Below are 11,034 nucleotides of genomic sequence, written 5' to 3'. Positions count from 1 at the left end.
CCCCGGTTAACTTCGAAGACCCTCGAACGCCGCGTCGAACTCCTCCTCGGCGATCAGGAACGCATAGGAGTCGAAATGAAATAACTTGCGCGTTTCGAACCCTCCACAGGCCTGTGACCTGCGATGATGCTCTCGATCACGTATTTGTTACTTCATTACGTCCCCATAGTGCTGCGCAGTGATCGACTCAACCGGTGCGGTGGCGAAGTCCAAGGTGACACCGTTTGCGGTGACGACCGGGATGAACGGTCCCCGCGCGGCGCCGACCTTGAGACCGAGGATATCCGCTAGAAACTCGGCCGATTCCCGGTTGTTCCGGGCATGCACAATAGTATGATTCAGCTCGACTGGCATATGGACCTTCTCCGTAAGTCGCTTTGTCGGCACTTCCAGGGCCCGTGGTCCTCGGTGGAGATACCGGGAATGCTCGGATTCGGAATGTCGTAGTCCGCGAAGACGGCGGGGAGCCGGCCCCACCACCTGATTATCCCACCCGGTCCTCGCCGTCTACCCGGTCCTCGTGCTGCCGGCGGTGCTCGTGGGATGGGTGCTCGTGGGATGGGTCATGCTCGTCCGGATCAAGCACCCGTCCTCGGACGAGGGAGTCGACGTGCAGCGTCACCGCGTCCCGGGTGACGTCGAGCGGAGCGACGACGAACCGACCGATTGGCAGGTAGGCGCCGTCGGGCCGGGAGTCCCAGCTGTGCAGCCCCACCCACCAGCGGTCCCGCGCGTCGGTGAAGGCATGGGCCCCGCTCGGTCCGAAGCCGACCTTTCCCCCGGTCAGCATCGGTTCGTCCGCCGGCCGGCAGGGCCCGAGCGGCCCCTTGCACGACGCGGTCGCCACCACCTGCCGTCCACCGAGCGGCGACGCGGCCGAATAGAGCAGATGGTGACGCCCGCGGGTTGAGATCATCGATGGTGCCGAGATCCGCCCCTGCTGCCAGGACAGGCTCGGGCGGAGCATGACGGCGGGTTCGCTGGCGAGCACGAGTCCGTCGGGTCGCAGCCGCTGCGCCCACAGCGTGGGCGGCGCGCCGTGGTTCCGGTCCGAGCCGCCGCCCGCCCCGGGGCTTGCCCAGGCCAGGTAAGCGCGTCCGGCTTCGTCGACGAAGGGGCTCGGATCCGAACTGCCGCCGTCCGCGGTCTGGCAGATGAAGGGCGCGAGAGAGGTGTCGACGAACGGACCGTCGGCGGAGTCGGCGGTCGCCGCGGAGATACAGCGGACGTCGAGGCCACGCACGGCCGTCGCGTAGTACATGACGAACCCATGGCCGAAGGCGCCGACGGCCGCCGGGCCGAGGCCGCCCGTGGGGTCGGCCCAGGGCGGCAGGGTGTGCAGCGCGGCCGGCTCGATCGTCCAGCTCCGGCGGTCCCGGCTGGAGAGCACGTCGACGGTGCCGGGGGAGTCCGGGTCCACGCCGAAGGCATAGGTCGTCCGGTTGTGGGTGATCAGGGACGGGGTCGAGAACTCGATCCCGGGGACGAGGACGGCCCGGGAACCCGGGCCCGGACCGGACCTGGCAAGGTACAACCCGCCTAGGACGATGATGATGACGACCACCGCGGGCTGGCGCCGAGTGAAGTCGATCAGACCCTGAGTGAGCCCGGCGCCCCGCTCTCCGGCCATCCCGCCACCATCCTCAGCGTAAGTATCTGAGTGAGCATCTAATGGCGGAGTGTATTCACGATCAGCTCGACTTCACCGGACGCGGGTCGGTGCCGGCTCGGTCGGTGCCGGTTCCACCTGGGCCGGCTCGGCGGACAGCTTGTGCAGCAGGGTGGCACTACGGGCGTTCACCCCGACCAGGCTCACCTGCGTGCCGCGTTCGCGGTACTTCGCGCACACGTCGTCGAGGGTGGTGACCGCCGCCGAGTCGAGAAGGTGGGCTTCCGAGAGGTCGATGACCACCCGTCCGGGATCGCGCGCGTAGTCGAAGGCGTTCACCAGATCACTGGTCGAGGCGAAGAACAGCGTGCCCTGGACGGAGTAGATCCTCTCCCGGCCCTCCGGGTCGAGCACGCTGGTCACCAGCGCCAGATTCGCGGCCCGGCGGGTGAACAGCAGCGCGGCCAGCACGACGCCCACCCCAACGCCGTAGGCGAGGTTGTGGGTGGGCACCACGACGGCGACGGTCGCCACCATGACCGCGGTCTCGCTGCGGGGCATCCGGCGCAGCGTCGAGGGCTGGATGCTGCGCCACTCGAAGGTCATGACCGACATCATGATCATCACCGCGACCAGCGCCGACATCGGGATGACCCGCACGAGGTCGCGCAGCGGGACGACCAGCATGAGCAGGAAGCCGCCGGCGGCGAAGGTCGACAGCCGGCCCCGCCCGCCCGAGCTGACGTTCACCATCGTCTGGCCGATCATGGCGCAGCCGCCCATCCCGCCGAAGAAGCCGTTGACGATGTTGGCGATCCCCAGGCCCCGGGATTCGCGGTTCGGGTCATGCGTGGTGTCGGTCAACCGATCCACGATCTGCGCGGTCAGCAGCGTCTCCACCAGGCCGACGGCGGTAAGCGCCACCGCGTACGGGGCGATGATCCGCAGTGTCTCCCAGGTCAGCGGCACGTCGGGCACGCCGGGGACGGGCAGTGAGCTCGGCAGCCGGCCCTCGTCGCCGACGGTGGGGACGGAGATGTCGAAACCGGCGGTGACGAGGGTGAGGACCGCCACCGCCACGAGCGGCGGCGGGACCGCTCTGGTCAGGCGGGGGACGGCCAGCAGGATGGCGAGGCCCGCGGCGACGAGGGCGTAGACCTGCCACGACTTGCCGATCACGTGCGGTATCTGCGCGGTGAAGATGAGGATGGCCAGCGCGTTGACGAAGCCGATCATCGCGGCCCGCGGGACGAACCGCATCAGCCGTGCCACCCCGAGCCGGCCGAGCACGAACATCAGCAGGCCCACCCCGATGGTCGTCGCCAGCAGGTAGTTCAGGCCGTGGTCGCGGACCAGGGGGGCGGCGACGAGGGCCATGGAGCCTGCCGCCGCCGAGATCATCGCCGGGCGCCCGCCGGTGAACGCGATGACCACCGAGATGGTGAACGACGCGAACAGACCGACCTTCGGATCGACCCCCGCCACCACGGAGAAGGAGATCGTCTCCGGGATCAGCGCGAGCGAGGTCACCAGGCCGGCGAGCAGTTCCACCCGGACGTAACGAATCCCCGGCCAGTGGCCGGTGAGGCGGCGGGAGTACCAGGGGCCGCCGGGGGCCGTCCGGCGAACGAAGCCCCCGGCGTCGGCGGCCTCTCGGGCGGTTGCACCAGGCATGGCGGCGGCCTCCCCTGCCCTGCGACGAGGGGGCTACCTTCCCCGAGTCCGGTTAGTCCCACTTGACTATACAAAGGCGGTTTCGTCGTGACAGCGGGTGGGTTCGCCGGTCAGGCCCGAGGCGCGCCGAGGCGTACCAGATCGCGCTGCATCTGGTCGATCTCCATCGACTGGGCGAGCACCATCGCCCTGGCCATCGCCCGTACCCGGTCCTCACCGGCGTGCATCGCCGCGTACTGGGCGATGGCCAGCCCCCCACGATGGTGGCGCACCATCAGGGTGAGGAAGAGGACGTCGAGGTCATGGCCCCGGATCGAGGCCAGCCGTTGCAGCTCGGCGGGGGTCGCCATGCCCGGCATGCGCGCGGTGTCCCGCGGGTCGCTGGACGCGTCCTCCGCCGCATCCTCGGCCAGGCCCGGCATGGTCATGCCGGGCCTGGCGGCGCCGTGACCGTCATGACCATCCTGCCCGCCCGAGGCCCCGTTGACGGTGCGGGAGTCCCGCATCCACCGCATCGGTATCCCGGAGGTGGACTGGGGCCGTCCCCATCCGGACAGCCACGAGGACATGATGCCGATCTCGCGTTGCTGGGTCAGCGCGATGTCCTGGGCCACGCTGCGGGTGTCCTGGTCACCGCCGTGACTGAACTCGATCATGGCCATCTGCACCGCCTGGGCGTGATGCTCGGACATGTCCCGGGCGAAGCCGACGTCGACCGACCCCTCAGCCGGTGGCCGGCTGGCGAGGTTGCCCAGCGCCGCGCCGGCCGCCAGCAGGCCGGCTACCACGGCGAGCATCACCGGCGCCCACCACAGCCGGCTTCGGGCCCAGCGGCGTCGCGGCCGCGCGTCACTCCCGCGCGCCGCATCGCCGTCGCTGGCCGGCGGGTCGTCGCCGGCTGGCCGGTCGTCGTTCGCCGTCGTCATGATCACCTCGGTTGGGCGGGTGAGTTGCCCGGGCAGGTGGTCAAACGTGCAGGTGGGAGTTGAAGACGAACGTCCGCTTGCCCACCTGGACGCGGGTGCCGGGGATCAGGGGAGCCGGCTGGTGCGGGCTCAGCGGCGTCCACACGGTCGCCTCCGGCGGGGCGATGTAAGTGCCGTTCGCCGAACCCTGATCGGTGATGACCGCGTCCCAGCCGTTGAGGGTGATGATGGCGTGTACCCGGGAGACCGCGCTCTCGCCGTCCTCGACCGGCAGCGCCCGTGCCTTCCCGGCCCGGACCGCATCGTCGCGGTCCGGCTGGCGGCCGATCACCAGGTCCATGTCGACGTTCATGGTCTGGCCGTCGTCGAAGACGAGGACGCCGACGGGCGGCCGGGGGCCCCAGACCGTGCGGGTGTTCTGCTGGGCGAGCGACAGGCCGCACTCGGAGCAGTACGGCGCCTGCGGGTGGTTGAAGTGGCCGTTGGCGCACAGCACGCCCTCGACCTGAGGCTCGCCGCTGCTCGGCAGCATCGTCGGTGCCTCGTCGTCCTCGATGAGGTCGGAGATGGTGAAGCTCTGGCCCGGGAGCTGGGTCAGGGCGTCGTGCTCGTCGTCGGTGAGGTCGTCGCCCAGATCGTCGGAGAGGCCCTCGCGGTGGCCGACGGGCCCGGCGTGGCCGGCGTGGCCGTGCCTGCCACCCAGATCGCTCCCGGCACGCGGGATCGAGTCACGCTGGGCCAGCTCGGTGGGCGGATCCTCGTCGAGCTCGTCAAGGTCGGCCGCCTGCGTCGGTTCGGCGGCGGCGCGGCGCCGGTGGGCCTCCTCCTCCTTGCTGCGCAGGGGGGCGAGCGCCGGCGGGGTGGTCGACATCGGATCGGGGGCGCGAGTTCCCGGCGTGGGGATGGGCGCGGCGCCGGTCATCGGCTCCCGGACCGGATCGAACCCGACAAGCAGCTGCTCGGCGGAGGCCTTCGGCGCGGGCAGCGACGGCGTGTCGCTGAGCAGCAGACTCACCCCGATCCCGGGCACGGCCCCGATGCGCAGGTCGAGCGGGAAACCGAGATCGCCGAGCCCGCCGGGGAAACCCGTCGGCCCGACCATGCCGGTGGGGCCGACGTCGATCCGGCTGATCTCGGTGGGCAGCAGCCGGTCGACCCACGTGGCCGAGTCGACGCCGGAGAGCGTCACCCCGGAGCTGCCCGTCGCGACGACGTCCATCGCCCCGTGGACCAGCGCGGCGACCCGGTCATTGACCGTGGTCAGCAGGCTGAAGTCGGGCACCCGATCCGGATCGGCGTCGGCCAGCAGCCCTGCGACCCGGCGCACCAGCCGGCGACCCATGGTCGACGCGGTGGCGCCCACCTCGGCGGCGACCTCGGCGCACAGCGCCAGCAGCCTGGTGGTCGTCTCGGCCGTCTCCGACCGGCCGGCACGGGCGACGATGAGTGCGCCGGGCAGCCGGACGACCACTCCCGCCCGATCTCCGCGCCCGGATTCCACGACCACCCGGAAACGGTCCAGTCCCGCCATGACCTCGCCCCTCGTATCCCGCACCTCGAAGGATCCCGACCTTGAAGGATCCCGCACTCCGAACATCGGTGCCGATCTTCAGGCTATCGGCTCCGGTGCGTATCCTCGCCGCCTATCCTGCCGTGCCGCGCCGGCACCGGAAACCGCCCGTCACCGCACACCCGTGGTCACCGCACACCCGTCCTCGGGTCGGTCACCCCAGCGCGCGGTCGAGATGGATCGCGGCACTGATCAGGGCGAGGTGGGTGAACGCCTGCGGGAAGTTGCCGAGCGCCTCCCCGGAGGAACCGATCTCCTCGGCGTAGAGCCCCACGTGGTTGGCGTAGGTGAGCATCTTCTCGAAGACCATCCGGGCCTCGGCGACCCGACCGGCCCGGGTCAGTGCCTCCACGTACCAGAACGAGCACAGGTTGAAGGTGCCCTCGTCACCCGTGAGGCCGTCGCTGCCGTCCGCGGCGTACCGGCGCACCAGACTGTCGCTGACCAGGTCCCCGCTGAACCGTTCCAGGGTCGACAGGAACCGGGGGTCGGTGGGGCCGGAGAACTTCACCAGCGGCATGCACAGCAGGGATGCGTCCATCCGTGGTGAGCCGGGGAACTCCATGTAGGCGCCGCGGGTGGGGTTCCACGCCTCGTTCTGGACGAACCGGTAGGCCTGCCCGGCGTAGTCCTTCCATTCGTTCGTCGGCCCGGGCAGGCCACGCTGGCGCGAGATCCGGCAGGCCCGTTCGAAGGCGACCCAGGTCATCACGGCTGAGTAGGTGAAGCGATGGCGCCCACCCTGGGTCTCCCAGATGCCCTCGTCCGGTTCGTCCCAGTGCTTGGCCAGCCAGTCGAGCTGGCGGCCCAGCGCCTCCCAGAGCTGGAAGGAGATCGGGACCTGCTTGTTGTACAGGTACACCGAGTCCATCAGCTCGCCGTAGATGTCGAGCTGGAGCTGTGTGGCGGCGGCGTTGCCGACGCGCACCGGCTTCGAGCCGCGATAGCCGGACAGCTGGTCGAGGACCAGCTCGTCCAGGTCGGCGTTGCCGTCCACGCTGTAGAGCACGTAGAGCCCGGAGTCCTTGGGTGCCTCGTGACATCGCTGTTCGAGCCAGTCCATGAACGCCGCGGTCTCGTCGGTGAAGCCGAGCGCCATCAGCGCGTACACCGTGAAGGCCGCGTCGCGGATCCAGGTGTAGCGGTAGTCCCAGTTGCGCACGCCGCCGAGCTCCTCGGGTAGCGAGGTGGTCGGCGCGGCCACCAGCGCCCCGGTGGGCCGGTAGACGAGCAGTTTGAGGACGAGAGCGCTGCGTAGCACCATCTCCCGCCACCGGCCGTGATAGCGCCCGCGCCGGATCCAGGCCTGCCAGTAGTTCAGCGTCCGGGTGAACAACGTCTCCGCCTCACCGATGATCAATGGGCGGATGGTCGAGTTCCACTCGAGCACGATGTCGGCACACTCGCCCATCGCCAGCTCGAACTCGGCGACCACGGCCGTGGCCTCGACGCGCAGCGGCAGGGCCGTGCGCAGCACAAGGGTGCCGGCGGTCGACTCGAACACCGCGCCCGAACCGGGTACCAGGGTGACGGTGTGCGGGGCTCGGCCGTAGTCGAACCGGGGGTCGCAGCGCAGCCGGAACGTGGCGGTTCCACGCACCGCTCGCGCCTGGCGGACCACGACGTGCGGCGTCTCGGTGACGTCGCTGTCCACCGGGACCATGAAATCGATGACCTCACCGACCGCGCGGGGGGCGAGGAAACGGGTCATCAGGATGTTCGAGTCGGGTAGGTAGAGCTGCCTGGCCCGGGAGTCCGGACAGTGGATGCGGAACGATCCGCCACGGTCGGCGTCCAGCAGACTCGCGAAAACCGACGGCGCGTCGAAGCGCTGCGGGCAGTACCAGTCGATCGTGCCGTCCGTGGCGACCAGGGCCACGGTACGCAGGTCGCCGATGACCGCGTGCTCTTCGATGGGCGGATAGTCGGTGTCGGGCATTCGTGGGCTCCGCGAAACGTGACCGGCCGAGGTCGGCCGTGGGGGTTGCGGGACAGGGGGGAGGATGGACCACGTTGTCGCGGCCCGCCGGGAGCCGCCCGCGTCCTCCGACCGCCGCCGGTCGCCACGCGATTCGGTGGCAACCAGGCGAAGGTAACCCGTTGCGGAGCCCACGGGACCATGACCGGGCGTAAGCCACAGTGGCCGCGGGGAGCCGGTGAACGTGCGATGCCGGCGGTGGTTCGTGGCCACATCGGTGGCTACCAGGATCGTTGGGACCGGTTCACCGGTGGGGAACGGTAGTTTCCGGCGCGGGTGTGCGGGTGTTGCCGGATGCGCCCTGGTGGGGTCTCGGCGCTCGGGCCCCCACGGCGGCCACCTACGATCACGCTATGGCCGCCCACCCATCGATCGCCGAGGACGGTCGTGCCACGTTGGTGATGTTCGCCCGGGGTGACCGGGTCTTCCCCGTCGACGACCTCGGTGGCGGGGTCTGGTCGCGGCGCGGCACGGTACTCGCCGTCCACCCGGCCGGCCGTCGCGAACCGGCCGGGAACGCTGACCCCGTGCGGGTCGAGTCGGCCCGCGGTGTGACCCCCATCACGGCCCGAGCGACCGTGCTGTGGGACGACGGCACCGCGGAGGTGATGGCGGAGGACCAGCTGTGTCTTGTCTACGACCAGGAGGCACCTGTCGGTATCCGGGTCGTCACGCTGCCGATGGTCGAGCCGGTGGACGTGGTGCAGCACGGTGGCCACGTCGTGCTGGTCCTGCGCGACGGTCTACTGACACCCGCCGACGTGGAGATCCTGCGCGACAAGCTGCGCTCGGTGCGTGCGGCGCTGGCCTCCACACGGCCGGATCCGTCGTCCGTCGCCGAGCTGCGCCGCCGGGATCTCGACCTGCTGCGGGCCCTGATCGCCCAGTTGACCGGGGGATAGCCCGGCACCGCGGGGTACGCCGGGGGTACAGCCCGGCTCGGTGCCGGACGGCTCAGGACGTCGAGTAGGGGCCGGGGCGCACCCCGGGGCCGTAGGCGTTGCCGTTCATGCCGGCCCGCGGCTGCTCGGTCATCGCCTGGCTGACCTTCGACGCGATCGCCTCCGTGAGCCGGATCGCCTGGGTCAGCGACAGGTTCAGCACGATCTCGCTGTCATCGGTCATCGCGAAGCGTACCGACACATCCGCCATGGTGGTTCCTCCCAGTCTCGGCCCGCCCGACACCCGTCTCCGGTGGTTGGAGGTCGGAGGGAGGCCCGTTTGGGCGCTCACTGCCGCACGGCCTCGGGGCATGGTGACCGCCCCACCCTCTCGGATCGACTTCTCGAGCTGTACGCGACCCCCCCGTTCAAGGACCAGGGCGGTGCTGCTAGTGGCGTCCTTGTTCGGCTCTTCGTGACCGTCCAACTTCGATAACCCCTGTCGCTGCGGCTGTCGCCGTTCCGGCTTGCCGATTCGTAATGGTTGCATCGCCTACGGTGGTGATGCCACGAATGGGGCGCGAAGTCGTGAGTCGGATCACGTTGAGGCGACGCCGCGGGCCTCGTCGGGGTTCACGGGTCGGCACCGTGGGCCTGGTGTGGTGTCCTGTCAGATCCAGCCCGGGAACCACATCCGGGCGCGCCACGAGGAGTAGGGGATCACCTCGGCGGCCAGGATCGGGTAGAAGTACGCGAAGAGCAGCACGACGATGATCGTGTAGATTCCGACCGACAGCGCCCCGACCAGGCGGCGGGTCTCCGACGCCTCGCGCGGGCCGAGGACGAGCCCGGCCAGCGCCGTGATGGCGAGGACCAGGAACGGCAGCGACGGCAGCGCGTAGAAGAAGAACATCGTGCGGTTCGGGAGCAGCAGCCACGGCACGAAGGCCGAGCCGAACCCGACCAGCACCAGGGCCGCCCGCCAGTCCCGCCGGGAGACCCACCAGGCGAGCATCGCGACCAGCGCCGCCGTGCCGACCCACCAGATCGCCGGGTTGCCCAGAGCGAGGACCTCCCGGGAGCAGCCGGCCGGATCGTGGCAGCCCGAGGTCCCGTACGCCGGCGAGGAGTAGTAGTACGCGACCGGCCGCGCCATCACCAGCCAGCTCATCGGATGCGACGCGAAGGCGTGCCCCTCGTGGAGTCCCTCGTGGAACTTCAGCACCGCCATCTGGTACTTCCACCAGCCGTGCCACGCGGCGCCGAAGCCGTTGCCGTAGTAGTGGCGGTAGTAGCCGCCGTCGGTGGCGAACCAGCCGGTCCAGGTGGCGAGGAAGGTCACGATGGGGACGAGTAGGAACCCGGCGAACCAGGCCGGGCTGTCCCGGCGCAGTGCTCCCAACACGGGTCGGCGGGCTCCGCCGGTGCGCCGCGCTCCGATGTCCCACGCGAGGGCGAGCGCCGCGAAGCCGATGATCGTGTAGAGGGCGCTCCACTTCACCCCCATGGACAGTCCCAGGGCCACCCCGCAGGCCAGCCGCCAGGGGCGGAACCCCAGCCGCGGCCCGTACGTGTCGAGGAGGCGGTCGGCCCGGGTGGGCGGAGCCGCCGCGGTCGAGCCGCTGTCCGGGCCGGCGGCATTGTCCCCCAGAGGTGCTGATCCGGGACCGGAACCAGCCGGTTCCAGGCGGTCGGCGAGCCGGCGGCGGCCGTCGTCCCGGTCGAGCAGCAGACAGGCCAGCGCCACGACGACGCCAGTCATCAGGAAGATGTCGAGGATCCCGATGCGGCTCTGCACGAACTCCAGCCCGTCGAGGGCGAGGAGCAGACCGGCGAAGCAGCCCAGGAGCGTGGAGCGGAACATCCGTCGGGCGGCGCGGGCGAGGACCAAGACAGCGAGCGTCCCGAACAGCGCGGACGAGAACCGCCAGCCGAGCTCCGGACTGCCGTGCGAGACCCCGGCACAGTCGGTATAGCCGAACAGACCCTCGGAGGCGGCCATCAGCCACTTGCCGAACGGCGGATGGACGACGTAGGCCGGACCGGAACAGGTCGTCGAGTTGATCTCATACCCGGCCGTCAGCAGGCCCCAGGCGTCCTTGGTGTAGTAGACCTCGTCGAAGTAGATCCCGCGGGGCTCTGTGAGGTGCCAGAAACGCAGCAGCCCGGCGACGATCGCGACGGACAGGGTCGCCAGCCACCCTACGAGCGGCGACCGCGGCATCGGTGGGCACAGCCGCTCACGCACCGAGAGCGGCCGACCGCCGGCCGGGCCGGAGGAACCCGGGCCGGCCACCCGCGCCGCGTCCCCGCGACCGGTCGCCGTCCAGGGCAGGTGGGCCGTCGTCGCCGTCACACCGATCAGGGTAGGTCCTGGCTCCTGACAGACTGGTCGG

At 70.4% G+C, this 11,034-nt stretch carries 9 protein-coding genes; 1 reads left to right on the top strand and 8 read right to left on the bottom strand.

All coding sequences use genetic code 11. The features are described from left to right. Positions 1-147: 147 nt before the first annotated feature. The 6 genes from AC08OU_RS03200 to AC08OU_RS03175 all read right to left on the bottom strand — a co-directional run bounded on the left by AC08OU_RS03200 (position 148) and on the right by AC08OU_RS03175 (position 7,718). A complete protein-coding gene (locus AC08OU_RS03200) occupies positions 148-354 on the bottom strand; it encodes a VOC family protein (RefSeq protein WP_476601311.1) in 207 nt (68 codons plus the stop codon). A 130-nt stretch (positions 355-484) separates the two neighbouring features. After that, on the bottom strand, positions 485-1,630 hold the full coding sequence (locus AC08OU_RS03195) for a family 43 glycosylhydrolase (RefSeq protein ID WP_476601310.1): 1,146 nt from the start codon (positions 1,628-1,630) through the stop codon (positions 485-487). 72 nt (positions 1,631-1,702) lie between these two features. After that, a complete protein-coding gene (locus tag AC08OU_RS03190) occupies positions 1,703-3,283 on the bottom strand; it encodes a SulP family inorganic anion transporter (RefSeq protein ID WP_476601309.1) in 1,581 nt (526 codons plus the stop codon). A gap of 110 nt (positions 3,284-3,393) precedes the next feature. Then, positions 3,394-4,209 (bottom strand): DUF305 domain-containing protein, encoded by an 816-nt coding sequence (locus AC08OU_RS03185; protein ID WP_476601308.1) that lies wholly within the window; start codon positions 4,207-4,209, stop codon positions 3,394-3,396. A 40-nt stretch (positions 4,210-4,249) separates the two neighbouring features. Then, on the bottom strand, positions 4,250-5,740 hold the full coding sequence (locus tag AC08OU_RS03180) for an FHA domain-containing protein (RefSeq protein WP_476601307.1): 1,491 nt from the start codon (positions 5,738-5,740) through the stop codon (positions 4,250-4,252). Between the two features lie 193 nt (positions 5,741-5,933). Then, a complete protein-coding gene (locus AC08OU_RS03175) occupies positions 5,934-7,718 on the bottom strand; it encodes a glycoside hydrolase family 15 protein (RefSeq protein ID WP_476601306.1) in 1,785 nt (594 codons plus the stop codon). A 392-nt stretch (positions 7,719-8,110) separates the two neighbouring features. On the opposite strand from AC08OU_RS03175, the gene AC08OU_RS03170 reads away from it, so the two are divergent. Next, positions 8,111-8,659: a hypothetical protein gene (locus AC08OU_RS03170; protein ID WP_476601305.1), complete on the top strand. Its 549-nt coding sequence runs from the start codon at positions 8,111-8,113 to the stop codon at positions 8,657-8,659. Between the two features lie 52 nt (positions 8,660-8,711). Here AC08OU_RS03170 and AC08OU_RS03165 read toward each other — a convergent pair whose 3' ends face one another. Together AC08OU_RS03165 and AC08OU_RS03160 are read right to left on the bottom strand one after the other, a co-directional pair. Beyond that, positions 8,712-8,909 (bottom strand): hypothetical protein, encoded by a 198-nt coding sequence (locus AC08OU_RS03165; protein WP_006541195.1) that lies wholly within the window; start codon positions 8,907-8,909, stop codon positions 8,712-8,714. Positions 8,910-9,308: 399 nt separating this feature from the next. Continuing rightward, positions 9,309-10,994 carry a dolichyl-phosphate-mannose--protein mannosyltransferase gene (locus AC08OU_RS03160; RefSeq protein ID WP_476604268.1) on the bottom strand — a complete coding sequence of 562 codons (1,686 nt, stop codon included), beginning with the start codon at positions 10,992-10,994 and terminating at the stop codon, positions 9,309-9,311. Between the last annotated feature and the right edge of the window lie 40 nt (positions 10,995-11,034).

This window comes from Frankia sp. CcMO1 (assembly GCF_977945845.1).
The sequence above is the reverse complement of the archived record's forward strand: the minus strand, read 5'-3'. Positions and strand labels throughout refer to the sequence as shown.

Coding starts and splice junctions, on each gene's coding strand:
- AC08OU_RS03200 (WP_476601311.1), bottom strand. CDS start 354: ATGCCAGTCGAGCTGAATCATACTATTGTGCATGCCCGGAACAACCGG.
- AC08OU_RS03195 (WP_476601310.1), bottom strand. CDS start 1,630: ATGGCCGGAGAGCGGGGCGCCGGGCTCACTCAGGGTCTGATCGACTTC.
- AC08OU_RS03190 (WP_476601309.1), bottom strand. CDS start 3,283: ATGCCTGGTGCAACCGCCCGAGAGGCCGCCGACGCCGGGGGCTTCGTT.
- AC08OU_RS03185 (WP_476601308.1), bottom strand. CDS start 4,209: ATGACGACGGCGAACGACGACCGGCCAGCCGGCGACGACCCGCCGGCC.
- AC08OU_RS03180 (WP_476601307.1), bottom strand. CDS start 5,740: ATGGCGGGACTGGACCGTTTCCGGGTGGTCGTGGAATCCGGGCGCGGA.
- AC08OU_RS03175 (WP_476601306.1), bottom strand. CDS start 7,718: ATGCCCGACACCGACTATCCGCCCATCGAAGAGCACGCGGTCATCGGC.
- AC08OU_RS03170 (WP_476601305.1), top strand. CDS start 8,111: ATGGCCGCCCACCCATCGATCGCCGAGGACGGTCGTGCCACGTTGGTG.
- AC08OU_RS03165 (WP_006541195.1), bottom strand. CDS start 8,909: ATGGCGGATGTGTCGGTACGCTTCGCGATGACCGATGACAGCGAGATC.